Below are 23,753 nucleotides of genomic sequence, written 5' to 3'. Positions count from 1 at the left end.
GCGCATTGCCTCAAAGAAATCCCCACCATCCGAAGATGGCCACGGGGCGGCCCGGCCAACTGACCGAGCCGATAAAGGCACTGGCTTTTAACACGCTGTTGAGTTCTCAAGAAACGGACACCCACCGTGCTGGATCCGCTTTCGCGTTTCCCGCCTCGGGGCTGACTCGTCTTACTTTATCGGATCCGGCCGGTCTGTCAATTTCGGCTTTCCCCGATAACACCCGTCCAATGCCGTTTGCGCGGCACCTTCGGAGCGGTGGAGCTATTTCACCAGATCCGGCCCGATTGTCAAAACGGACCCTTTCCGATGCCACCGCACGGCACAGCGGACACGACTGAGCCGCGTCAACTGGTTCGCAGGTGGTTTCCCCTCGGGCCGGCCGCCGGCAGGCGTCCCGCACCCCGTGGGGCGAAGTGAACAGTATGCCCAAGGGGGGTGGACGTCAAACCAGCTCGCGGGAACGGATCGTCCCGAGTCCGGTCGCCCGCCCGGTCGTTGCGCGGCACGAGACCCGCTCTACCTCGGATTATGTCCGTTTCATCCCCGATCCACCGCATCTGGCGCACCGTCCGAACCGCCAATGTTTCTTTTCGGCAACGCCCGTCCCAGCAGCTGCGCTCATTGCTTGGCGAGGTGTCCGCCAACGAAGAGAACCGCCTCGGCGAGGACCCAGATGAATGCCGCCACGGTCAGGGACGCGTCCAGCAGGCCGGGCCGGCGCCGGACGCGCTGCATGGCCCACGCGGTGACGGCCACGGCCAGGGCCATGGCGGCGACCGGAGTCGAGAGCCTCACCGCGTCGTCGAAGCCGGCACCGCATCCCGGATCGTGGCGGCCGTCCTCACCGCAGAAGGCCGCGTCGCCCCAGCCTCCGATGGCGGAGAAGAACCAGAGGGCGGCGAGCGCACAGTTCGCGATGGTCGGGACGGCCGGCGAGATCCACCAGCCGTTCGCTCGCGCGGGCATGGCCTCCACGAACGGAACGTACCTCGCCCTGCGGGGGCCGTGAAGGCCCATCCGGGGCCGCGGCCGCGGTCAGGTGATCTCCTTGGCCTCGTGGAGGTTCATGTCCATGACGATCGCGGTCATCACGGCCATCGTGCGGAGCGGTTCCCGGACCGGATCGGAGATCTCGATCGAGTACTTGTCCGCCGTCGTCAGCAGGTGGGTGGCGAGACCCGCCCATTTCTTGCGGACATGGGCGACCTGGCCACCGTCGGCGTCCTTCACCAGGAAGTTGTTGCGCGGCACGTCGACGTCCACGGCACCGATGAACGTCCCGTCGTCGTCGTAGATGATGTATCGGCGCCCGACGCGCTCGGTGACGAAAGACCCGACGCGCTCGCCGTCCGGCCGGAAGACCTCGGTGAACTCCCGCCCGCTCTGCTTGTCCACCATGAGCAGCGGCTCGCCGCCGGGCGTGGTCAGCAGGACGGCCCGGGCGTCGAGGTTCGACTTGCCGGGAAACAGGCCCCGCAATTCGGAGCGGCCCTCGTCGTTCGTCTGGCCGGCGATTGCGAGGACGGTCCCGTCGCCGTCCATCACCTTGTACTGCGACTTCGCGAACGGGCCCCGGCGAGGCTGTTCGACCTTGAGCACCGGGGAGCTGAACACTTCGCTCACGTGTTCTCCTGCCTCATCGGCCGCATGCGCGGGCCGCCTCGCTTCCATGACCGCACACCCTTGCCCGGGTGTGTTCACCGGGCGATCCTGCCAAGCTCCGGCCCGGAAGGGAAAGCTCTTTCGGCCCGCAGCCCCGCTCCGTAACCGGCTGGCGCGAGCTCACACCGCAACTGACCTCCACAAACTCGACCCGCGACGGCAATGCGAAAGACACACCCTTCTCGCCCTCCAGGCACCCGCATCTACCCCGCTCGTCCACACATCGCGACCTGGCAGCCACGTCGACCAGTTGCATTCCTTGTCGAGCTGGGCGACATGGTGTCCGTGGGCGTCCAGTACCGGGAAGCTGCGACCGAAACGGCTGCCGTCCAACTGCCCTACCTCGCGGTCGTCCGCGTCCAGGAGCGCGTAGCGGTGCACCGGGAAGCCGAAGAGGCCGTCCACGGGGCCGCATGATGGCAGGCCGCGGGGAACGCGAAAGGGGCGGCCCGGTGGGGCCGCCCCTTGAGACTCACCGACGTGAGGAATCGCGTCAGAAGTCCATGCCGCCGGCGTCGGGCATGCCGCCCGCCGGGGCCGGGTTCTTCTCGGGCTTCTCGGCGATGACGGCCTCGGTGGTCAGGAACAGCGCGGCGATCGACGAGGCGTTCTGCAGCGCGGACCGGGTCACCTTGGCCGGGTCGAGGATGCCCGACTCGAACATGTTGACGTAGTCGCCGGTGGCGGCGTTGAGGCCCTCACCCGGGGTCAGGTTGCGGACCCGCTCCACCACGACGCCGCCCTCGAGGCCGGCGTTGACGGCGATCTGCTTCAGCGGCTCCTCCAGAGCGCGCTTGACGATGTTCGCACCGGTGGCCTCGTCGCCCGACAGCTCCAGCTTGTCGAACGCCTTGGTGCCGGCCTGCAGCAGCGCCACACCACCGCCGGGGACGATGCCCTCCTCGACCGCGGCCTTGGCGTTGCGGACGGCGTCCTCGATGCGGTGCTTGCGCTCCTTGAGCTCGACCTCCGTCGCGGCGCCGGCCTTGATGACCGCGACACCGCCCGCGAGCTTGGCCAGGCGCTCCTGGAGCTTCTCGCGGTCGTAGTCGGAGTCGGTGTTGTCGATCTCGGTGCGGATCTGGTTGACCCGGCCCGCGATCTCGTTGGCGTCACCGGCGCCGTCCACGATGGTGGTCTCGTCCTTGGTGATGACGACCTTGCGGGCGCGGCCCAGCATGTCGGTCGTGGTGTTCTCGAGCTTGAGACCCACGTCCTCGCTGATGACCTGGCCGCCGGTCAGCGTGGCGATGTCGCCCAGCATGGCCTTGCGGCGGTCGCCGAAGCCCGGCGCCTTCACGGCCACGGACTTGAAGATCCCGCGGATCTTGTTGACGACCAGGGTGGCCAGGGCCTCGCCCTCGACGTCCTCCGCGATGATCAGCAGCGGCTTGCCGGACTGCATGACGCCCTCGAGGACGGGCAGCAGGTCCTTGTTGGCCGACGCCTTGCCCTGAACGATCAGGATGTACGGGTCCTCGAGGACCGCCTCCATCCGCTCGGGGTCGGTCACGAAGTAGTGCGAGATGTAGCCCTTGTCGAAGCGCATCCCCTCGGTGAGCTCGAGCTCCAGACCGAAGGTCTGGCTCTCCTCGACCGTGATGACGCCTTCCTTGCCGACCTTGTCCATCGCCTCGGCGATCATCTCGCCGATCTGCGGGTCGCCGGCGGAGATGGAGGCGGTGGAGGCGATCTGCTCCTTGGTCTCCACGTCCTTGGCGAGCTTGGACAGCTCCTCGCTGACCCGCTCGACCGCGGCCTCGATGCCCCGCTTGAGCGACATCGGGTTGGCGCCCGCCGCCACGTTCCGCAGGCCCTCGCGCACCAGCGCCTGGGCGAGCACGGTCGCGGTGGTGGTGCCGTCACCGGCGACGTCGTCGGTCTTCTTGGCGACCTCCTTGACGAGCTCCGCGCCGATCTTCTCCCACGCGTCCTCGAGCTCGATCTCCTTGGCGATCGACACACCGTCGTTGGTGATCGTGGGGGCGCCCCACTTCTTCTCCAGCACGACGTTGCGACCCTTGGGACCAAGGGTCACCTTTACTGCATCGGCCAGCTGGTTCATGCCGCGCTCGAGACCGCGACGGGCCTCCTCGTCGAACGCGATCATCTTTGCAGCCATAGGCTCCAGTCCTCCCGGAACAAGGTGGCTTAAAAGGATCGAGCCGACGCCCGCGACGGACGGCCCCCGCCGACGACTGCCATTCCGCCGCCGGACTGAGGCCTCATCGCCCCGACCCAGACTGTGAAGCTGTCACTCTCCACAGTAGAGTGCCAACCGTTTTTTAGCACTCTACCCTGCCGAGTGCAAGCGCCACACATCCCCGTGAGAGGAAGGTTCACCTACCTGCCCAGACCCGTTCTCACCTGCGCCGGAACCCCGTCCGGGAGACTAGCGGGCGTGTCGTCCTTGGCGGGCGCGAGGCGGTTGCCGTACTCCTCCGCCGCATCGAGTTCCTCCAGGTGGGCACGCATGGTGGCAACCGGTTCAGGCAGGCCGGGACCGGATATTTCGCCCCGCCGCCGCACGCCTGAGTCCTCGGCGTGGTCGGGCGGCGGCGCTCACAACGGCGCCGCACACCCGTGGCGCTCACTGGAATCCGGGGCCACGCGACTACTGGCCAACCCCTCAGAAAAGCGATCGCCCTATGTGTCCACGGGTGACATGCTTGCCGGATGCAACCAGTGATTCGAGCGTTCCAAGCCCGCGACCGGGACGCGGTGGTGGACCTCTCACTGCGTGCATGGGAGCCGGTCTTCGCCTCCTTGGCGAAGGTTCTCGCCCCCTCCGGCCTTTACGCGCAGATGCACCCCGACTGGCGTGCCGACCAGCGGCAGGCCGTCCTTGCCGTCTGCGACGGAGAAGACGACCAGGTATCGGTCGCCGAGACCAACGGCCGTGTGATCGGCTTCGTCGCCGTGCGCCTCCACCACGAGGACGGCCTCGGCGAGATCTACATGATCGCCGTTGACCCCGACCATCAGCGCGGCGGCGTCGCAACGTTGCTGACCTCGTTCGCGCTGGATCAGATCAAAGCCGCCGGCATACCGCTGGCGATGGTGGAGACCGGCGGCGACCCCGGGCACGCCCCCGCTCGCGTCACCTACGAGCGCGCCGGATTCGTCGAACTCCCGATCTCCCGCTACTTCAAGCGGCTCTGACGGCCGCGCCGGGCCGCGCATCGCGACGCGTCCACCCGCCCCGCCCGTCCACGATCCAGACCCAGTCCATGTGATGTCGATGCCGCGGCCGCCTTGCGGTGGGGAGCTACGGGCTACAGAGCGTCGCGAGTCCGGTCGGCCAGTTCGTCCACTACTCGCGCGACCGCCTCGACCAGCGCACCACCCGTCGGATCGCCGGTCACCGTCCACACTTCTCGGTCTTCCTCCTCGGCACCGGTAACGCCGCTGACGCCGCTCAGCGCGTGGGCGATGCGACGGCGCAGTTCGGATTCGAGAGGGTCTGCACGGATGAATTCCATGACCGGAACGCTGACGTTCCACCACGGACCCTCGCGCAGCTTGGAGGCCGATACAGCACGCAGGTCCGGCTCGTCCGTCCTGCGCACCCACTCCTCTGCTATCCGGGAGTCGAGTGGCTGAATCTGCTGGATGTCCTCATTCACGCGATGCAGGCTATTGCTCGAGTCGCCGTAGGCCCCACCCGTGGTTGCTTCTCCGGCTGCGAAGCCCGCCGCCCAGCGGCGACTCGGTTCTACTCGGGGAGTAGCGCGCGGGTGGCGGTCAGACGTTCGCGGTGGTCTTCGAGCCAATCCTCGGCGACTTCGATGGTGAGTTCCACCGTCACCAGGAAGGAATGCCGATCGACTACGGCGACGTGCACACGGTCGTCGTCGAGATCCAGGTGGATTTCGGTTGCGCGCTGGTCTTCGCGCCATGCCGCGCCGCCGTCGTCCTGTGCCAGGGAGTCGAGGACCTTCTCCCACGCGGCCAGGTCCTCGCGGTCCACCCGGGTGTTGATGCTGCCGCTGACGAAGTAGCTCGCGACCTCGATGGTGCCCTCCAGACTGCGGGCGTCCTGGCCGGTTATGCGGAGGACGACGCCGTTTCCGAGGTCGTCGGCGAGATGGATCAGTTCGACCGTGTCATGCTCTGTCACCGCGCCATCGTAGGGGCCGCACGTCCTGCCGGAGGGCGCTTCGACCGGTCGGGCGGCGCCGATCGTGAGGACGCGGCTCCAGTGGTCGGGGCGGGGCAGCCCGGTCCCGGAGGGTGCCGGGACCGGGCTCGGTGTCAGCCGCCGGCTACGGCGGGGATGATGGAGATCTGCGCGCCGTCGGGGGTCGGGGTGTCGAGGCCCTCGGCGAAGCGGACGTCCTCGTCGCCGACGTAGACGTTCACGAAGCGGCGGATCTTGCCGGCGTCGTCCAGGATGCGGGCGGAGATGCCGGAGTAGTTCGTCTCCAGGTCGGCGACGACGGCGCGCAGCGTGGTGCCCTCGGCCTTCACCTCGGACTCGCCGCCGGTGTAGGTCCGCAGGATCGTCGGGATGCGCACGGAAACGCTCATGGTGCTCCTTTTCTCAGGCGAGGCCGGCGGCGCGGAACGCCTCCAGGGACGGGGCGATGTTGGCACCCGGTGCGACGACCGGGGCGACGGCGTCCAGGGTCTTCAGGCCGTCCCCGGAGTTGATGATCACGGTCTCGGCGGACGGGTCGAGGGTGCCCGCGCCGATGAGCTTGCGGAGCGTCGCGACGGTGACGCCGCCGGCCGTCTCGCCGAAGATGCCCTCGGTCCGGGCGAGGAGGCGAATGCCCTCGACGACCTCGGCGTCGGTGACGTCCTCGACGGCGCCGTTGGTGCGGCGGGCGACGTCCAGGACGTAGGGGCCGTCGGCGGGGTTGCCGATCGCGAGGGACTTGGCGATCGTGTCGGGCTTCACCGGGCGGACGACGTCGTGCCCGGCCTTGAACGCGGCGGCGACCGGGCCGCAGCCGGCGGCCTGGGCGCCGAACACGCGGTACGGCTTGTCCTCGACCAGGCCGAGCTTGATCAGCTCCTGGAAGGCCTTGTCGATCTTGGTGAGCTGGGAGCCGGACGCGACCGGGACGACGATCTGGTCCGGGAGCCGCCAGCCGAGCTGCTCGGCGATCTCGTAGCCGAGCGTCTTGGAGCCCTCCGCGTAGTAGGGCCGGACGTTGACGTTGACGAACGCCCAGTCGTCCTGCTCCCCGGCGATCTCGGAGGCGAGCCGGTTGACATCGTCGTAGTTGCCGTCGACCGTCACGAACGTCCCGCCGTAGACGGCCGTCGTGATGATCTTCTGCGCTTCGAGGTTGGACGGGACGAACACCGCGCTGCGGATCCCTGCGCGGGCCGCGGCGGCGGCGACGGCGTTGGCGAGGTTGCCGGTGGACGGGCAGGCCAGCACCTTGAAGCCGAGTTCGCGGGCGGCGGCGAGCGCGACGGCGACGACGCGGTCCTTGAACGAGTGGGTCGGGTTGCCGCTGTCGTCCTTCACCCAGAGGCTCTGCAGGCCGAGGCTCTCCGCGAGGTTGTCGGCGCGGACGAGGCGGGTCAGGCCGGGCTCGGTGTTGGGCGTGTCCGCGACGTTGGACGGGACGGGCAGCAGCCCCCGGTAGCGCCAGAGGTTGCGCGGCCCGGACTCGATCGACTCCCGGGTGACGCCCTGGAAGTCGTAGGCGATCTCCAGGGGGCCGAAACATTCCTCACAGGCATAGAAGGGGCCGAGATCGCGCGTGGAGCCGCATTCGCGGCAGACGAGCGCGGTAGCCGGTCCGAGGTCTGTGGCAGGCGTGAGTGCCATGAGGGCGAGGCCTTTCTCCCCATCTTCCCTGCGCCACCTTGGTCGCAGGCCGGAGTTGGCACCATCTCCCGGCCGGCCTCGCAGGATCGCGAGCGCGCCATAGCCGGGTGGTTGCCGGGGCTTCGCAGGGCCGGTCCCTCCACCCCTCTGGATGAGCGGTATTCAGTTGTCGATGCACGAGTGCTTTGAACTCGTATGGGGGACTTTACATCAGCTGACCGGATGCCAGACAGCCAGGTCCACCGATTGAGACGTTACCCGGATGAGGTCTTGATCACGCCGGCGTTTCCCTCCGGACGGTGCGCTGGGTCGGGTCGAGGAACACGTGCCGGACGATCGGGAGCCGCTCCCGGAGCCGCCGGTCGATCTCCCCGGCGACGTCCTCGGCCTGGTCGGCGCTGATGTCGTCGGAGAAGTTGACCTTGGCGGCGACGAGCAGCTGCTCGGGCCCGAAGTGCATGGTGAGCAGCTCGTCCACGCCGGTCACGCCGGGCGCGCCGAGGATCTCCGCGCGGATCTCGCGCTGCGCGTCGGGGTCGGCGGCGCGCCCGATGAGCAGGCCGGTGCTCTCCTTGCCGATCAGGAAGGCGAGCGCGACGAGCAGCAGCCCGATGAGGACGGACGCGAGCCCGTCCCAGAAGTCCGACCCGGTGACCTGCCGCAGCACCAGCCCGCCGGCGGCGAGCGCGAGGCCGACCATCGCGGCGCTGTCCTCGAACAGCGCGGTCTTGAACGTCAGGTCGGGCGACTTGCGGACGTGCTCGACGAGGTCGCGGTCGTTCTCGCGGGTCTCCTTGCGCGCCTGGTAGACGGCGCGGATCCAGGACGTCCCCTCCAGCACGGCGGCGAGCGCGAGGACGGCGTAGGCGAGCCAGACGGCGGTGCCGGTGCCGCCGTGGCCGGTCATGGTCAGGATGCCCTCGAAGATCGAGAACCCGGCGCCGGCGATGAAGATCCCGAACGCGGCGAGCAGCGACCACACGTAGCGCTCGTTGCCGTATCCGAAGGGATGCCGCCGGTCAGGGGGGCGCTCGCTGCGCCGCAGCGAGGCGAGCAGGAAGCTCTGGTTGAGGGTGTCGGCGATCGAGTGGGCGCCTTCGGCGAGCATCGCGCTCGACCCGGCGAGCAGGCCGGCGACCAGCTTGGTGATCGCGAGAATGGCGTTGGCCGTACCGGCGACGAGCACGGTCTTCGTTGTCTCTGACCTGCTCATCTTGATCGATTACCCCTGACAGAACGGGCTAATCCGACCGCTGTCCGGCCGTGGCGGAAACCACGCGGGTCACTGTGGAGCGCCCCGGTCACAACTGAGACCCTGCCGGTATGAGCCAAGTGCTGGTGGCATCCAACCGGGGCCCGGTGTCGTTCTCGCTGTCGCAGGACGGCGGGCTCGCCATGCGGCGCGGCGGTGGCGGGCTGGTGTCCGGCCTGGCCGCCGTCACGGGCGCGCCGCGCGACCCTGGTCCGCCCCGCCCCGCGGGGACGTCGGAACTCGCGGGGACGGCGTCGCCGTCCGCCCACGACCCGGATGTGCTCTGGGTGTGCGCGAGCCTCAGCGAGGCCGATCGGACGGCCGCCCGCCGTTCCCCGGACGGCCGCATAGACCAGGCGGGTTACGACACCGGTGGCGCGGCGGTGCGGATGCTCGACATCCCCCCGGCCACGTTCGACCGCGCGTACAACGCGGTGGCCAACTCGACGCTGTGGTTCGTCCACCACCTTCTGTACGACACACCCCGCAACCCGCATTTCGATGCCCGCGCCCGCCGCGACTGGCAGTCCTACGAGGCGTACAACGCGGCGTTCGCGGACGCCCTGGCCCGGGACGCCGCCAACGGCGCGAAGGCCGCGATCCAGGACTACCACCTGTCACTGGCCCCGCGAATGCTCCGGGAACGACGTCCCGACCTGAGGATCGCCCACTTCTCCCACACGCCCTGGGCGCCGCCCGAGTACTACAAGCTCCTCCCAGACGACATCGGTCTGCAGATCCTCCGGGGCATACTCGGCGCCGACCACGCGGGGTTCCTCACCGAGCGCTGGGCCTCGGCGTTCCTCGACTGTTGCGAGCTGGTCCCGGGCGCTCGGGTCGACCGCGCCGCCCGTACGGTCACCTGTTCAGGGCACACCACGCACGTGGGCGTCCACGGGCTCGGCGTCGACGAGGAGGCATTGCGCCGGCGCGCCGCCCAGCAGGACGTCGTCGAGCGGGCGCGTGCGCTGCGGGAGCAGGTGGGCGACCGCCAGCTCATCGTGCGCATCGACCGGACGGAACTGTCGAAGAACATCGTGCGCGGCCTCGCCGCCTACCGGGAGCTGCTCGTCAACCATCCCGAATGGCGCGGACGCGTCGTGCACCTGGCGTTCGCCTACCCGTCCCGCTACGACCTGCCCGAGTACCGCGAGTACACGGCGGCCGTCCAGCAGATGGCCGGGCAGATCACCGACGAGTTCGGCACCGCCGACTGGGATCCGCTGATCCTGCAGGTGAACGACGACTATCCGCGGTCTCTCGCCGCCTACGGTCTGGCGGACGTCCTGCTGGTCAACCCCATCCGGGACGGGATGAACCTCGTCGCGAAGGAAGGGCCCGTCCTCTCGGAGCGGGGCTGCGCGCTGGTGCTGTCGCGGGAGGCCGGCGCGGCGTCCGAACTGTCCGACGACGCGCTGATGGTGAACCCCTTCGACGTGTCGCAGACGGCCGAGACCCTGCACCAGGCGCTGCTGATGCCGCGCGCCGAGCGGGCCGAGCGCTGCGCCCGCCTCACCGCCGCCGCGACGGCGCTCCCCCCGCAGCGCTGGTTCGCCGACCAGCTCGCCGCCCTCGGCTAGCGCACGAGTCGCGGTGTGCTGCCCGCTCCAGGCGGGAGGGCGGCACACCGCAAGGCTTCAGGAGCTGCTGGCGGAGGACTCGGTGACCAGCCGGCACTCGACCGGGTTCGGTTCGTGGTGCTGCCGCCAGCGCTCGCGCAGCGCGTCCTTGCTCTGCGCCATGCGGCGGTGGGCGCTGACCCGGGTGAAATGGGCGAGCTGGGACGTGGACGGCTTCGGCAGGCCGCTCGGTTCGTAGCCGTACTCGGCGAGCCGCTCCCCGAAGGCGGCCTCCGCCAGGCTGATCTCCCACGGGTCGAGGCGCTCCGCCCACGACCCGATGCGGCCGGTGGTGACCTCGTCGCGCGTCCGGCCGTGCCACCTCTTGCGGGACGGGACGATCTGCCGCGCCAGGCCCTCCGGGTGCGTCATCGCGGGGTCGAAGTCCTCGCCGAGGAAGCCGCAGAGCCGCGTCAGCTCGTCGGCCGGGTCGGCGACGAGCCGCTCGTACTGCAGCTCGTAGTAGGTGTCGGGGCCGAGGCGCGCGGCGAGCCGGCGGCCCTGGTCGATGGTCTCGCGCCAGAGCGACACGGCGTGGTGGACGTCGCCGTCGTACCAGGGCATCTCCAGCAGGGAGGCGACGCAGTCGCGGCCGTCCCGGACGAGGTGGACGAACTGCGCGTCCGGGAACATCCGCAGCAGCGGGCCGGCGTACCGGGCGTAGCTCGGGCGCTTGTCGCCCCAGCGCGGCTTGCCGTGCAGGCGCGCGTAGGCGCGGAACACGATGCCGAGCGCGGAGCCGAGCGTCGGCGGCCCGTCGGTGATCTCGTCGATGACCTCGCCGGCGTCCAGGCCGAGCTCGCGCACCTTGGTGGACCGGTCGCCGGTGATCCACTCCGCGAGCGCGCGCCTGTTCTTCCTGTCCGTGAGGTCACCGAATCCGCACCTCGCCGTATAGGCGGGGAGGACGAACTTCGTCTCCGCGGGGATCGCGATGCGGGAATGCGAGTGGAGCATCAGCCGCAGCAGGGTCGTCCCCGAACGGGCGCAGCCGAGAACGAAGATCGGTCGGTCGTGGCGGGAGGCCGGTCCTGATGGCATGCACCGCATGCTGGTGGAGGCGCCCTGGTCACGGCACCGACTATGCACTCACCGTTACCGCGCGATGACCGACCTTTGACGGCCCGCCCCGGTGCGGGAGCCGTCCGCTACGGGAGTCGTCAGGTGTAGGACTCGCCCAGCGTCTGCCGGAACTGCTTGCGCGCCTCGTGGATGCGGGACTTGACCGTGCCGAGCGGCAGATTGAGCTGCGCGGCGATCTCCGCGTACTCCAGCTGGGACACGTCCCGCAGGACGAGGGCCTGGATGAGGTCGGGCTTGCGGGCCTCCAGGTCCTCCATGGCGTCCAGGATGTCGACCCGGGATCCGGCGATGACGCTGGTCCGGCGGGGGTCGGGGCGCTGCTGCGGGAGCTCGCCCGCCTGCTCGACCGACCGCCGCTTCAGCGACCGGTAGGTGGACCGCGCGGAGTTGGCGACGACGACGTGCAGCCAGGTGCTGAACCGCGACCGGCCCTCGAACCGGTGGATGTTGCGCGCGACCTGGAGCAGCGCGTCCTGACATGCCTCTTCGGCGTCCTGCCGGCAGGGCAGGAAGCGCGAGCTGTGCCGCAGCACGTCCGGCTCGATCTTGCGGAGGAGCTCGTTGAGGGCGCCCTGGTCGCCCTGAGCGGCCTTCACCGCCAACTCCTCGGTCCTCTCGTCGAATGCCATGCCGCCTCATCGCTCGTTCGCGGGGTCACCCCGTTTGCTGGGATGATACGGGAGTGTCTTTCCCAGCATCTGTAGGCCGTTACCGAATCGATCGCGTCCTGGGTTCGGGGGCGTTCGCCTCTGTGTGGCTGGGGCACGACGACGCCTTGGAGTCGCAGGTCGCCATCAAGGTGCTGAACAGCAATCTGGTGGACGATCTGGACGTGCGCAACCGCTTCCTGGAGGAGGCCCGGATCCTGCGCCGCGCCGACTCCGAGCGGCTCGTCCGGGTGCACGACATCGGCGAGTTGCCGGACGCCCGCCCGTACTTCGTCATGTCCTACGCCGACCGCGGGACGCTCGGCGACCGCATGCGGGAGCGGCCACTTCCGGTCAGCGAGGTCGTTGCGCTCGCCGAGCAGATCGCCTACGGCGTCGAGGTGATCAACACGCTCGGGGTGATCCACCGCGACCTCAAGCCGTCCAACGTGCTGTTCCAGTCGACGCCGGACGGCGGCGAGAAGCTGCTCATCGCCGACCTCGGCCTGGCCAAGGCCCTCGCGCACGCCTCCGGGGCGTTCACGCTGCCGGTCGGCACCCCCGGGTACATGTCGCCGGAGCAGGCGCGGTTCGGCGGCGGCCTGGACGTGCGCGCCGACGTGTACGGGCTCGGCGCGCTGACCTACCACATGCTCACCGGACGGGCCCCGGGCCCGGCGCCGGTCAAGTCGCCGCCGAGCGAGCTGCGCGAGGGGCTGCCGCCGGCGTTCGACCAGGTCATCATGCGGGCGCTGGAGGTGGAGCGGGAGAAGCGGTGGCCGACCGCGGAGGCGTTCGCGGAGGCGCTGTCCACGCTGCGCCCGACGACGGCCCCGGCCGCGCCGGCCGCGCAGCCCGCACAGCCCGCGCCTCCGGTTCCGGCTCCGGTCCCGCGGATCGACGCGGACGCGACCGTCCAGGACTTCTACCGCGACGGCACCCCGGCGCAGCCGCCCGCGGCGGGCCCCGGCCGTCCGCCCGGCCCCGGTCCCGTGCAGCAGCCGCCCGGCCCCGGGCAGACGGTCGCGGCGAACCAGGCCGAGCCGCCCGACATGCGGACACGGCTGGACCAGCCCATGGAGGACGACGTCCGCACGTCCGAGATGCGCCTGCCGCCGGGCCCGCGCGGCGACGGCCAGGCGACGATCGTGGACGACCCGGCCGGGCGCGCCACCCCGTTCGGGCAGGGCGAGGGCCCCACGTCCCCCGACAACGACGACGACCGCACGGTGTCGTACCAGGGGCCGCCGCAGGGCGGCGACGACAAGACCGCCGTGTTCCCGACCCAGCCGCCCCCGCAGGGCGGCGCGCCCATGCCTCCGCAGGGCGGCGCCCCCATGCCGCCGGTGGGCGGGCCCTACGGCGGCCCGCCGCCGCCCACGGGCTTCCAGCCCCCCGCCCCGGGCCCGGTGCAAGGCCAGGGCGGCAAGCAGGGCGGGCTGATGAACAGGCTGTCGGGCGGCGGCTCGGGCGGCGGCTCGCCCAAGAAGTTCGTCACGCCGCTGGTCATCACGGTGGTCGTGCTGGCGGTCGCGGTCGTCGGCGGGCTGACGCTCGGTCTGCTGTTCTCCGGCGGCGACGGCAAGGACGGCAAGGACGAGAAGGGTGCGGCGATCCCGAAGGACTTCGTCGCGGCCTCCGACACCGCCGGCAAGATCAAGACCGCGGTGCCGAAGGCGTGGCCGCTGGACAAGGAGCAGACGTGGACGCCGTCCAGCGTCGGGCTGAACGACAGCCAGCCGCGGGCCGTGCTCCGCGCCACCCCTGACAAGGCCGCGTTCCTCGGCAACGGCAAGGGCCCCGGCGTCTTCATCGGCGTTACCACCGACCTGCGCCCCGGCCAGCTTCCGCCGCCGAGCGCGTCCAACCACCCGCAGTGCACGAAGGCCGCCCCGGAGAACTACACCACGCCGGACGGCGCCCTCAGCGGGACGATCACCCGCTTCACCGCCTGCAAGACCGGCACGCCGTCGGTGACCGAGATCGGCCTCAAGGACAAGGCCGGCAAGTTCGGCCTGTGGATCCGCGTCAAGGAGACCGACGACCGCGACGCCACCAAGGACATCCTCGACCACCTCAAGGTGACCCTGTAGCCCGGGACGCGGTTTCTGGTCGTCGGTGACCAGCGCGTCCTCCAGAAAGGGACGGGCGGAGTTTGCGCACCGCCCGTTTCCGGCTTGGCCACCGCTCACCGGCCTCGCGCGCCTGGGCGCCCCGGCCCGCTCGTACGCCTCGTAGATGGCCGGCACTCCTCACGTGACACAGATCACAATAATCGTCGTAGCATCGTCGAGTTATTCCGATATATCGTTAATGCATCGCAACCGATCACTAGACGAAGGAGACCGCGCTGCACGACCACACGATGAGAAGGCGCGGCGGGGGCCGGGGGCCCATGGAGCGCGGACGGCGCGGGGATCCGTTCGGTCCCTGGGGGCCCGGCGGTCCCGGGTTCGGGCCCGGTCCGGGCGGCCATCACGGACGCGGTGGACGCGGCCGGCGCACCCGGCGCGGCAACGTCCGGGCGGCGCTGCTCGCCCTGCTCGCCGAGCGTCCCATGCACGGCTACGAGATGATCCAGGAGCTGGACGGCCGCACCGGCGGCGTCTGGCGGCCGAGCCCCGGCTCGGTCTACCCGACCCTCCAGATGCTGGAGGACGAGGGCAAGGTCGGCAGTGAGGAGCAGGGCGGCAAGCGCCTGTTCTCGCTCACCGACGCCGGCCGCGAGGAGGCGGAGGCGCAGACCGTCGCCCCCTGGGACGAGGTCACCGCGGCCGCCGGCGAGAACGTCCTGCGCGGACGCGAGGCGATCGGCCAGCTGATGGGAGCCCTTCAGCAGGTGATGGCGGTCGGCAGCGAGGCGCAGAAGGCGCGCGCGCTGGACGTCGTCAACGACGCCCGCCGCCGCCTCTACGGGATCCTCGCCGACGACCCCGAAGCCGAGTGAACCCGCACGACCGGAACCGCCGCGCCCCACCCGGGCCGCGGCGGTTTCGCGTTCAGCGCGGGAAGGGCGCCTGCTTGGCGAGCTGATCGGCCATGTAGAGCTGCTTCCACACGTACAGGCCCATGTCCGTGCGCTTGACGGCGCGGTTCACGGGGACGTCCACCGTCGCGCGCACGAGGAACGACGAGTTCGGCGGCAGGTACTTGTCGCCGCCGTCACCCGGGACCAGCTGGCCGCCCGCGAGATGCCGGACGACCTGGCTCCGCGTCGGCGGGGTGCACATGTCCTCGGGGACGCCGGCCTGCGGCATGCACCGCCCCTGCGCGTCCGGCGTCACGAGGTTCCGCCTGACGAAGACGTCGCCGGGGAAGTCGAGCAGGACGTTCTTCTGCGTCGGGTTGCTGAGGATGTACTCGACATAGGGGAACGACGTCCCGGACGGGGGCGAGGACTGCGACGTCGGGGCCACCCCGTCGCTGACCCCGCTCGTCACCGCCGCGAGCCGGTACTTGGAGCCGTCGGCGGTGCCGACCGTGATCGGCGTACCCGCGTCGGGCAACTCACCGGTGCTAACTGGGCTCTGCTCCCCGGTGGACGGCGCCGCCTCCGTCCCGCCGCCGCCGTCGTCGCCCGATCCCGGCGTGAGGACGAGGCCGGCCGTGACGAGCCCGGCGAGCACGAGCACGCCCGCCGCGACGAGCCCGCTGCGGCGGCCCGCGCGCCGGCGCGCCTGCCGGTCCCGCTCCCGTTCCCGCGACCCCAGCCGGACCTGGACACCGCTGGTCTCCCGGACCCCCATCGGCCCGGTCGTGGACGAGCGCTCCTCGCGCTCGGAGTAGGCGTCCTGCGCCTCCGGCACCCCGGCCCACTCCGCGGCCCCCGCCCGCGCCGGCCCAACGGGCTCGGACGGACCGCCCACCCGCGGCCAGCCGCCCGTCTGCGACAGGTCGGAGGGCCGAGCTTCGGCACCGGGTCCGGACGGACCGCCGACCCGCGGCCATCCCCCGGTCTGCGGCGGATCGGACGGCTGCGGACCGGCGCCGGTCCCGGTTCCGGCCTCCGACAGGTAGATGGTCTGCGGCAGCCCACCCGGCTGCGGCAGCCCACCGTCCCGCGAGACACCACCCGGCCACGAGACATCACCGGCCTGCGGAACGCCGCCCGGCCGTGGGGCATCACCGGCCAGTGGGACGCCGCCCGTCTGTGGGGCGACGCCCGGACGCGAGGCATCGACCGGCCGCGGGGCATCACCGGACTGCGAGACACCACCGGCCTGCGGTGCAGTGCCGGGCTGTGGGACGGCGCCCGGCTGCGGGACGCCGCCGAGTTGCGGCACACCGCCGGCCTGCGGGGCGGTACCCGGGTGCGGGGCGGTGGGCTCTGGGGACGGTGGTGTGCCCCAGGCGCGCGGGGTTTCAGCTGAGGGTGCCTGGACGATGGGGCGGGTCGGTGCGCCCGGTGGGATGGGCGCGCCGGGCGGCTGGACGGGCGTCCCCTCCCTCGGGGTGGCCCTTGGAAGGCCGCCGGCGGGCGTGTGCCTGATGTCGTCCGGACGGCGCGGGGCTCCCGGTCCCGTGTCCACCATCAAGCCTCCCCATGTCCTCGGTGTGACTCCCCCGTGAACCACGCGTGTCGCAATCCACCATATTTTGGCGCAATTGGACCCGACGTCTACGGGCGCCCCCAGAGTCTCGCGAGATACGACAACTCCGGTTCGGAGTCTTGTCACTTCTCCGACAAGGTAGTGCCCAGGTCAGGACGGTACGTCCAGCAGGGCGCCCATGAGGTCCACCACGCCGGCCGGGCCGTCGACCACCAGGTCCGCCCGCTCGGCGAGCTCGGTGACCTCCGCGGACCCGCTGCACACCAGCACGCCCGGCACGCCCTCCGCGCGCAGCGCCTCGACGGCGTCGAACGCGGCCAGGTCGCCCAGGTCGTCCCCCGCGAACAGCACGGCCGACGGGCGGGTGCCGAGGTCGTCGACGAACCGGCGCAGCGCCATGCCCTTGTCCATGCCGTGCGGGCGCAGTTCGAGGACGAGGCGTCCGGGCTCGACGGTGAGCCCGGTCCGCTCGGCGAGCGCGGCGATGATGCTCCGCAGCCGCTCCAGCGCGACCTCCGGCTCGGCGCAGCGCCGCGTGTGGACGGCGAGCGCCTGCCCCTTGTCCTCGACGAAGGTCTCGGGCGGGGCGCCCGCCGCCGCGAGGACGCCGGGCAGCTTCGCGCGGGCCTCGGCGACGCCCGGCGGCGGCTCCGGCTCGGTCAGCACGCCGGACTCCCAGCGTTCGAGCCCGTACTGCCCGAGGACGACGAGCCCGTCGATGCCCTCGAAGCCGCCGTACTCGACGGCGACCGCGGCCGGACGTCCGGTGACGATCACCAGCGCGCCGACCAGCGGGGCCAGCCGGGCGAGGGCGGGGGCCGCGCCGGGATGGGCCCGGGCCGAGGCCGGATCGTCCACGATGGGCGCGAGCGTGCCGTCGAAGTCGAAGCCGAGCACGGCCCCGGCCGGGTTCGTGCGGATCGCGTCGAGGCCGCCGGCGCCGGCGGCCGTCACAGAGCGGGGAGAGGTCACCCGACCCAGTGTGGTCGGGTCAGGGCCGGATGCCGAGTCGGCGCGCGGCGCGGCTGCGTTGCCGCTGTGACCGCATCCGGCGGAGGCGCTTGACGAGCATCGGATCGCACTCGAGCGCCTCGGGTCGGTCGATCAGGATGTTCAGGAGCTGGTAGTACCGCGTCGCCGACATGTCGAACAGCTCGCGGATGGCCTGCTCCTTGGCTCCGGCGTACTTCCACCACTGCCGCTCGAAGGCGAGGATCCGCCGGTCGCGCTCGGAGAGGTGGTCGGCATGGAAGGCGGCGTCGTCGGCCCCTCCCTCGTCGTCTTCGGTCAGGGGTCGCGGGGGTCGGCCATCGTCCATGCTTCCGTCCAGTGGGGGGACGTCACCGCGGGGGCCGTCGGGGGCGTTCGCCGCTCGCATCAGGTCCCCTCTGTGGTTACTGATCCCGGCTCGTCCGGGTCTGGGCGGGTGCCATGCTACGCGCCCGGGCCGACAAGTTCCGGTGGTTCACGGGGAACGGGGGCCGGTGGTTCAGTGCATCACATCCCGGTTCACCTGCGGCTCTTTCGCGCCGTGTGTCTCATCGCGAACGGCAGTCCCGCGGGCCCCGATCATGTGCAGACTACATAGGTTAAAGTGAGGAGTTCGCCGCGTCCGGCGTCCGACACGCGAACGGAGACCTTGCATGGCGACGGAGACTCCCGGCACGGGACGGCCCGCCGAGCCGGACGCGCCGGCGCCGCCCGAGCCGCAGGGGGATCCCACGCTCACCGACATCGCGATGGCGCTGTTCCATCTGCGCCGCGTGTGGGCCAAGCCCGACCTCATGCGGCGGATCCGCGCCCAGACGTCCGCCGGTCCGGACGGACGGCCGCTGCAACTGTCGAACCTCATGGTGGTGAACGCCGTCGCCGCGCTCACGGCCGCCGCCGAGAAGCCGGAGTGCGCCACCCGCCCCTGCGAGGTCACGGTCGGCGCCGTCGCGGAACGGCTGGAGATCGACCCGTCCACCGCGAGCCGGCTGGTCGGCCACGCCATCGACGCCGGGCTGGTGTCGCGCCGCCCGTCCCCGGTCGACGCGCGCCGCGCCAACCTCGGGCTGACCGAGGCCGGGCTGCGCGTGAAGCGGGTCGCCGACCGGTCCCGCCGCGCCTACCTCGACGCCCTCATGACCGGCTGGACGGCGGACGAGCGCGCGGAGTTCGCCCGGCTGCTCACCCGCTTCGCCGACGCCGCCGGCCGCGCACCGGAGTACTCCGACGGCATCGGCCGGATCTTCGAAGAGGCCGCCGCCGACTGACCCGCTCCGCGGCGGAAGCGGGCCGGAGGACGCGCTGCCGGGCGGCCCCGCCGGGGTCCTGCGGGCCCCGGGCGAGGCCGGCCGCCGGCGACGGTCAGTCGCCGTTGCGGAGGGTGGACATGCGCATGAGGTACTCGTCCTCGTCGATCTCGCCGCGGGCGAACCGCTCCGCGAGGACCGACCGCGCCTTGGTCATCGGGTCGGCCGCCGCCGCGGCCGCCGTGGCGCTCGTGGTCATGCGGCGCCTGATCAGGTAGAACACCGTTCCGAGCACGGCGAGCCAGAACAGCCCGAACGTGATCGGGAAGACCGGCCAGAAGGCGGGGGCGTCCCCGTCGCTCCAGCCGCCCGGATGCATCGCCGCGGCCTGCGCCGCCAACGTCGTCACCATGGTTCATCGACCCTTCCTGTGTGCGGATACGTCGATGCTCGGCGACGGGTACGGGGTGCCGCGTCGGCCGGCCGGAGGCACTCGCACTACGCCCGGCGGAGTACCGCGATCACCACCAGGGCGGCCGGTAGTCCTCGTCTTCGGCGGGGCGCGCGTGGTGCGAACCGCGTCCGTGCGGGTCGTCGCCGGGCTGGTCCGCGCCGGGCCCGTAGGGGGTTTCGGCGTCGCCGGGATCGGGCGGCGGGACGGCGGGGAACGCCCCCGTGGCCTGCTCGTCCACGGGAAGTACGGGCGGGGGCGGCGCCTCGTCCGGCGGTTCGGGGGATACCGCGGGGAGCGGACCGGTCTCTCCGAGATCCGGCAGGTCGAGGGCGCCGCGCCGGAACGCCTCCCAGTCGTCGTCGTCCAGGGTGGGCTCGTCGTCGTCCGCGGCTGCACCGTTCAGGTCGGCGGCGTTCAGGTCGGCGGCGTGGCGGCCGTTGGCGTGGCGCCCGTTGCCCGGGCCGTGCCCGTTGGCATGCCCGTTGCCGGACGCGTGCCCGTTCGACGCGAACTCGCCCGGGACGAACGGACGCAGCTCGTGCGACATCATCGGGGGCTGCTTCGGCTCGATCGGCGGCGGCAGCGGCTCACCGCCGGGAGGGGCCCACGGCTCGGCGTCCCAGGACGACGGCTCCGGGGACGCGTCGCCCCGAGGCGACGGGTCCGGCGGCGCGGCGTCCCGGTGAGGGTCGGCCTGCGGGAGAGGGGCCAGGGGCGGGCCCTGATAGGCCTGCGTGTTCTGCCAGAGCGGCACGCTGACCGGCGCCCACCCCGGCTCGCCGCCGGCCTGCGCGGGCACGTGCCCGGACGCGGCGGGACCGGGCACGGCGGGACCGGGCACGGCGGGACCGGGCACGGCGGGTTCGGGCGCCGCGGCGGGCACGGACGGCAGCCCGTACTCGGGAACGTCCTCGGTCTCCTCCAGGCCGTCCTCGGGACGGCGCCGCTGCCGCCAGCCGAGCACCAGCCCGAGGACGACGAGCAGCCCCCCGCCGCCGAGGACGAGCGGGAGCAGGACGCCGGCGTCGCGCTCGGGCAGCGCGGTGACCGGGGCCGGTGTGGGCGAGGGCGCGGGCGGCGGCGTCTCCACTGGCCCGCTGGACGTCTTGTTGATCTTGTGCGCGGCGTAGAGGGTGCGCAGCGCGTCGACCGTCCCGCGGCAGGCGGTCGAGCCGGTCGGGTAGCCGCGGCGGGCCGGCGAGCCCTGGATGAGCGCCTGCCTGACCTCGGCCGGGGTGAGCTTCGGATAGCGCGAGCGGACCAGCGCGGCGACCCCCGCGACCATCGCCGACGACGCGCTCGTGCCCGTCCCGACGACGTAGCCGTTGCTGGCGTCGGCGCTGACGATGTCGACGCCGGGCGCGCAGACGGCGGCGTGCGAGCGGCGGTTGCTGTCCTTCCAGAGGCGCAGCCGGCGGTCGAGCGCGCCGACGGCGATCACGCCCGGGTAGGAGGCGGGGAAGTTCTCCCGGTTGGCGCCGGACCCGTCGTTGCCGGCGGACGCGATCAGCACGACGCCCTTGGACAGCGCGTACTTGATCGCGCTCTCCTGGGACTTGGTGCCGGTGTAGAACTGGCGGCCGCCGCCGAGCGACATGTTGATGATGCCGGCGCCGTGGTCGACGGCGTAGCGGATGCCCTGGGCGACGGCGTCGTGCTCGCCGGTGCCGCCGTTCTGCTGCCCGTTGTCGCGCCGCAGCGGGTCGTCGTTCTCCAGCGTGACGCGCACGGACAGCACGTGGCTGAGCGGGGCGACGCCCATCATCCCCTGCGAGAGCCCGGGGCCGTGGCCGTGCCCGGAGATGATGCTGGCCATCGACGTCCCGTGCAGGCCCCAGTAGCGGGTGCCCGGGGACCGGACGCCGCCGGTGAGGTCGGGCCCGCCGACCACGTGGCCGGTGAGGTCGGGATGGTTCGCGTCGACGCCGGTGTCGAGGACGGCGACGGTGACGCCGCGCCCCTTGGAGTACTTCCACGCCTTCTGCGCGTGCAGGACCTTCAGGTGCCATTCCCGGGACCGGATCTGGTCGGCCTGCGCGTTCACCAGCGCCCCGGCCGCCGCCCCGCGGACGGCCTGCTGCCGCGCGGTGCGCTCGCCTCCGGAGACCATCGCCACCGGCACGGCCACCGCGGCGCCGAGCGTGACGACGGTCAGGACCGCGGTCGCCCGGGCGCCGAGCCGGTGCGGGGAGAGAGTCGGTCGGGATCGCCCCTGACGGCGTCGACCGGCTTCGGACACGCCGCCGCACCTCCCTCCGGCCACCGCCGCGCTCCACGGCGGGTGACATTCTGCCATGGCGACCGCGTCCCGGCCCCGGCACTCGGCACATTCGGGCAGGCCCGGGACAGTCTGGATCTTTCCCCCGCCCTTCCCCGCCAGGAGTCCTTTACTCGTGGGTAACCGCAGGGTGGACGAATGGTAACCCGCACCCGCACCCGCGCACGTCAGCCCCGGCGCCCGGTGGACGGCGCCCGGTGGACGGCGTGCGGTGGACGGCGTCAGTGCGCGCCGGCGCCCGTGAGCGCCCGGACCGACAGGTCGTCGTAGCGTTCGGCGTCGGCCTTGTCGCGTCCGAGGAAGGTCCCGGCGACCGCGCACGCGAACCCGATCGGGATCGACACCAGGCCCGGATTCTCCAGCGGGAACAGGTGGAAGTCGACGCCCGCCGGGAACAGCGACAGGCTCTCCCCCGTCACCGGGTCGACCTTCCCCGACACGATCGGCGAGAAGAACACGAGCACCAGTGCGCTCGCCAGCCCGCCGTAGATGCCGGCGACGATCCCGGCGGAGTTGAACCGCCGCCAGAACAGCGACAGCACGATCGCCGGGACGTTCGCCGACGCCGCCATGGCGAACGCCAGCGCCACCAGGAAGGCGACGTTCAGGTTCCGCGCCACCACCGCGAGGACGATCGCGAGCGTCCCGACGAGGAACGACGCGAACCGCGCGACCGCCACCTCCTGCGACTCGCGCGGCCGTCCGAGCATCAGCACCTGCCCGAAGTAGTCGTGCGCGAGCGAGGTCGACGACGCCAGCACGAGGCCCGACACGACCGCGAGGATCGTCGCGAACGCCACCGCGCCGATGAACGCCAGCAGGACGTCCCCGCCGAGGCGCCCGCCGATGTGCTCCCCGACGGCCTGCGCGAGTTGGGGCGCCGCCGTGTTGCCGGACGGGTCCTGCGCGACGATCGCCTGCCGTCCGACCAGGGCCGCCGCGCCGAAGCCGAGCGCGAGGGTCGTCAGGTAGAAGACGCCGGTGAGGCCGATCGCCCAGGACACCGACGTCCGTGCGGCGCGCCCGTCCCGGACGGCGAAGAACCGGCTGACGATGTGCGGGAGGCCGGCGGTGCCGAGGACGAGCGCGAGCGCCAGGCTGATGAAGTCCAGCTTGTTCACGATCGTCTGGTACGCGTCGCCGGGCACGTCCCGCCCGTAGCGCTCGCCGGGGCGCAGGAACGCCTCGCCCTTCCCGCTCGCGTCCGCCGCCGACCCGAGCATCGAGCTGACGTCGAACCCGAACCTGCCGAGGACGAGCGCGGTCAGCACGACGGCCCCCGCCATCAGCAGGACCGACTTGATGATCTGCACCCACGTGGTGGCCTTCATCCCGCCGAACGCCACGTAGCAGATCATCAGCGCGCCCACCGCGACGATCGTGACGGTCTTGGCGGTGGCGGCGTCCATGCCGAGGAACCGCTCGCCCCGGTGGATGCCGAGCAGCAGCGACACCAGCGCCCCGGCGCCCACCATCTGCGCGAGCAGGTAGAACACCGACACCGTCACGGTCGACACGGCCGCGGCCCGCCGCACCGGCGCCTGCCGCCGCACCCGCCGCGCGAGGACGTCCCCCATCGTGAACCGGCCCGCGTTGCGCACCAGCTCGACCAGCAGCAGCGCGAGCAGCCACGCCACTAAGAAGCCGATCGAGTACAGGAACCCGTCGTAGCCGTTCAGCGCGATGATCCCGGCGATGCCGAGGAAGGACGCGGCCGACATGTAGTCGCCGGCGAGCGCGACCCCGTTCTGCGCGCCGGAGAACGTCCGGCCGCCCGCGTAGAAGTCGTCGGCGCCCCGCGTGTTCACCCGCGCCCAGACCGTGATCCCGAGCGTGATCAGGATGAACGCGACGAACAGCCCGAACGTCAGCGTCCGCCCGGTCACCGCAGCTCACCCGCCAGCGGGTCCAGCCGGCGCCGCGCGTAGGCCGCGTACCCGGCGGCGAGCGCGAACGTCGAGGCGAACTGCAGCAGGCCGAGCAGCAGCGCCATGTTGACGTGCCCGGCGACCGTCCGCGCCATGAAGCCGCGGGCGAACGCGGACAGCCCGACGTAGATGAAATACCACCCGAGAAACACCCCGGCGACCACCGCCGCCGCGCACCGGAACCTCCTTCTGAGCAGCAGGAACCGCTCGTACTCCGCCACCGGCGCAAGTCCCCCCACCATCTGGCCCCCC

Annotated in this window: 24 protein-coding genes and 1 riboswitch; of the genes, 7 read left to right on the top strand and 17 right to left on the bottom strand. The window is 71.7% G+C overall.

Features of this window, described 5'->3' with window-relative positions:
- A partial coding sequence (locus E1284_RS42425; protein WP_207923655.1) for a hypothetical protein occupies positions 1 to 341 on the top strand: 341 nt, incomplete at its 5' end.
- 280 nt (positions 342 to 621) lie between these two features.
- Here the strand turns inward: E1284_RS42425 and E1284_RS09375 are convergent.
- Positions 622 to 969, bottom strand: coding sequence for a hypothetical protein (locus E1284_RS09375; protein WP_131938622.1), 348 nt, complete (start codon positions 967 to 969; stop codon positions 622 to 624).
- Positions 970 to 1,038: 69 nt separating this feature from the next.
- A complete protein-coding gene (locus E1284_RS09370) occupies positions 1,039 to 1,626 on the bottom strand; it encodes a phospholipid scramblase-related protein (protein ID WP_131938621.1) in 588 nt (195 codons plus the stop codon).
- A 315-nt stretch (positions 1,627 to 1,941) separates the two neighbouring features.
- Here E1284_RS09370 and E1284_RS41315 point away from each other — a divergent pair, with 315 nt between their 5' ends.
- Positions 1,942 to 2,082 carry a hypothetical protein gene (locus E1284_RS41315; protein ID WP_165965189.1) on the top strand — a complete coding sequence of 47 codons (141 nt, stop codon included), beginning with the start codon at positions 1,942 to 1,944 and terminating at the stop codon, positions 2,080 to 2,082.
- 76 nt (positions 2,083 to 2,158) lie between these two features.
- On the opposite strand, the gene groL is transcribed toward E1284_RS41315, so the two are convergent.
- Complete coding sequence (gene groL / locus E1284_RS09365) at positions 2,159 to 3,787, bottom strand: chaperonin GroEL (protein ID WP_131938620.1); 1,629 nt, start codon at positions 3,785 to 3,787, stop codon at positions 2,159 to 2,161.
- A gap of 554 nt (positions 3,788 to 4,341) precedes the next feature.
- Here groL and E1284_RS09360 point away from each other — a divergent pair.
- Entirely contained in the window at positions 4,342 to 4,827 is a 486-nt protein-coding gene (locus E1284_RS09360) for a GNAT family N-acetyltransferase (protein ID WP_131938619.1), read from the top strand.
- 113 nt (positions 4,828 to 4,940) lie between these two features.
- On the opposite strand, the gene E1284_RS09355 is transcribed toward E1284_RS09360, so the two are convergent.
- From E1284_RS09355 to E1284_RS09335, 5 genes are all read right to left on the bottom strand, one after another.
- The gene (locus tag E1284_RS09355) at positions 4,941 to 5,291 is read right to left on the bottom strand and encodes a hypothetical protein (protein ID WP_131938618.1); all 351 of its coding nucleotides are present in this window, start codon (positions 5,289 to 5,291) and stop codon (positions 4,941 to 4,943) included.
- A gap of 89 nt (positions 5,292 to 5,380) precedes the next feature.
- Positions 5,381 to 5,785, bottom strand: a complete 405-nt coding sequence (locus tag E1284_RS09350) for a DUF5959 family protein (protein WP_131938617.1) — start codon at positions 5,783 to 5,785, stop codon at positions 5,381 to 5,383.
- 134 nt (positions 5,786 to 5,919) lie between these two features.
- Positions 5,920 to 6,195: a MoaD/ThiS family protein gene (locus E1284_RS09345; protein WP_131938616.1), complete on the bottom strand. Its 276-nt coding sequence runs from the start codon at positions 6,193 to 6,195 to the stop codon at positions 5,920 to 5,922.
- Positions 6,196 to 6,208: 13 nt separating this feature from the next.
- On the bottom strand, positions 6,209 to 7,453 hold the full coding sequence (gene thrC, locus E1284_RS09340) for a threonine synthase (protein WP_131938615.1): 1,245 nt from the start codon (positions 7,451 to 7,453) through the stop codon (positions 6,209 to 6,211).
- Between the two features lie 16 nt (positions 7,454 to 7,469).
- Positions 7,470 to 7,611, bottom strand: a riboswitch (SAM riboswitch).
- Between the two features lie 116 nt (positions 7,612 to 7,727).
- On the bottom strand, positions 7,728 to 8,666 hold the full coding sequence (locus E1284_RS09335; protein WP_131938614.1) for a cation diffusion facilitator family transporter: 939 nt from the start codon (positions 8,664 to 8,666) through the stop codon (positions 7,728 to 7,730).
- A gap of 110 nt (positions 8,667 to 8,776) precedes the next feature.
- Between E1284_RS09335 and E1284_RS09330 the strand changes: the two genes are divergently transcribed.
- The gene (locus E1284_RS09330; protein WP_131938613.1) at positions 8,777 to 10,285 is read left to right on the top strand and encodes an alpha,alpha-trehalose-phosphate synthase (UDP-forming); all 1,509 of its coding nucleotides are present in this window, start codon (positions 8,777 to 8,779) and stop codon (positions 10,283 to 10,285) included.
- 57 nt (positions 10,286 to 10,342) lie between these two features.
- On the opposite strand, the gene E1284_RS09325 is transcribed toward E1284_RS09330, so the two are convergent.
- Together E1284_RS09325 and E1284_RS09320 are read right to left on the bottom strand one after the other, a co-directional pair.
- Positions 10,343 to 11,365, bottom strand: a complete 1,023-nt coding sequence (locus E1284_RS09325) for a sulfotransferase family protein (RefSeq protein WP_243714363.1) — start codon at positions 11,363 to 11,365, stop codon at positions 10,343 to 10,345.
- Between the two features lie 119 nt (positions 11,366 to 11,484).
- The gene (locus E1284_RS09320) at positions 11,485 to 12,036 is read right to left on the bottom strand and encodes an RNA polymerase sigma factor (RefSeq protein ID WP_131938611.1); all 552 of its coding nucleotides are present in this window, start codon (positions 12,034 to 12,036) and stop codon (positions 11,485 to 11,487) included.
- A gap of 122 nt (positions 12,037 to 12,158) precedes the next feature.
- Between E1284_RS09320 and E1284_RS09315 the strand changes: the two genes are divergently transcribed.
- Both E1284_RS09315 and E1284_RS09310 read left to right on the top strand, forming a co-directional pair.
- Positions 12,159 to 14,147 carry a serine/threonine-protein kinase gene (locus tag E1284_RS09315; protein WP_243714362.1) on the top strand — a complete coding sequence of 663 codons (1,989 nt, stop codon included), beginning with the start codon at positions 12,159 to 12,161 and terminating at the stop codon, positions 14,145 to 14,147.
- A 302-nt stretch (positions 14,148 to 14,449) separates the two neighbouring features.
- Positions 14,450 to 15,001: a PadR family transcriptional regulator gene (locus E1284_RS09310; RefSeq protein ID WP_243714361.1), complete on the top strand. Its 552-nt coding sequence runs from the start codon at positions 14,450 to 14,452 to the stop codon at positions 14,999 to 15,001.
- 52 nt (positions 15,002 to 15,053) lie between these two features.
- Here the strand turns inward: E1284_RS09310 and E1284_RS09305 are convergent, their stop codons facing one another.
- The 3 genes from E1284_RS09305 to E1284_RS09295 all read right to left on the bottom strand — a co-directional run bounded on the left by E1284_RS09305 (position 15,054) and on the right by E1284_RS09295 (position 17,922).
- On the bottom strand, positions 15,054 to 15,860 hold the full coding sequence (locus E1284_RS09305) for a hypothetical protein (protein WP_131938608.1): 807 nt from the start codon (positions 15,858 to 15,860) through the stop codon (positions 15,054 to 15,056).
- Positions 15,861 to 16,754: 894 nt separating this feature from the next.
- The gene (gene otsB, locus E1284_RS09300) at positions 16,755 to 17,576 is read right to left on the bottom strand and encodes a trehalose-phosphatase (RefSeq protein WP_207923654.1); all 822 of its coding nucleotides are present in this window, start codon (positions 17,574 to 17,576) and stop codon (positions 16,755 to 16,757) included.
- Between the two features lie 19 nt (positions 17,577 to 17,595).
- The gene (locus E1284_RS09295; protein ID WP_131938607.1) at positions 17,596 to 17,922 is read right to left on the bottom strand and encodes a nucleoid-associated protein NapA; all 327 of its coding nucleotides are present in this window, start codon (positions 17,920 to 17,922) and stop codon (positions 17,596 to 17,598) included.
- A gap of 325 nt (positions 17,923 to 18,247) precedes the next feature.
- Here E1284_RS09295 and E1284_RS09290 point away from each other — a divergent pair, with 325 nt between their 5' ends.
- Positions 18,248 to 18,862, top strand: coding sequence for a MarR family winged helix-turn-helix transcriptional regulator (locus E1284_RS09290; RefSeq protein ID WP_131938606.1), 615 nt, complete (start codon positions 18,248 to 18,250; stop codon positions 18,860 to 18,862).
- A gap of 94 nt (positions 18,863 to 18,956) precedes the next feature.
- On the opposite strand, the gene E1284_RS42420 is transcribed toward E1284_RS09290, so the two are convergent.
- From E1284_RS42420 to E1284_RS09270, 4 genes are all read right to left on the bottom strand, one after another.
- Positions 18,957 to 19,253, bottom strand: a complete 297-nt coding sequence (locus tag E1284_RS42420; protein WP_207923653.1) for an SHOCT domain-containing protein — start codon at positions 19,251 to 19,253, stop codon at positions 18,957 to 18,959.
- Between the two features lie 109 nt (positions 19,254 to 19,362).
- Positions 19,363 to 21,534: a S8 family serine peptidase gene (locus tag E1284_RS09280; RefSeq protein WP_131938605.1), complete on the bottom strand. Its 2,172-nt coding sequence runs from the start codon at positions 21,532 to 21,534 to the stop codon at positions 19,363 to 19,365.
- A gap of 260 nt (positions 21,535 to 21,794) precedes the next feature.
- Positions 21,795 to 23,459, bottom strand: coding sequence for a solute symporter family protein (locus tag E1284_RS09275; protein ID WP_131938604.1), 1,665 nt, complete (start codon positions 23,457 to 23,459; stop codon positions 21,795 to 21,797).
- Positions 23,456 to 23,743 (bottom strand): DUF485 domain-containing protein, encoded by a 288-nt coding sequence (locus E1284_RS09270; RefSeq protein WP_131938603.1) that lies wholly within the window; start codon positions 23,741 to 23,743, stop codon positions 23,456 to 23,458. The genes E1284_RS09275 and E1284_RS09270 overlap by 4 nt, the downstream gene beginning before the upstream one ends.
- Positions 23,744 to 23,753: the final 10 nt, after the last annotated feature.

The organism is Actinomadura bangladeshensis (genome assembly GCF_004348335.1).
Taxonomy (GTDB): domain Bacteria; phylum Actinomycetota; class Actinomycetes; order Streptosporangiales; family Streptosporangiaceae; genus Spirillospora; species Spirillospora bangladeshensis.
This window is presented reverse-complemented; position numbering and strand designations above follow the sequence as displayed.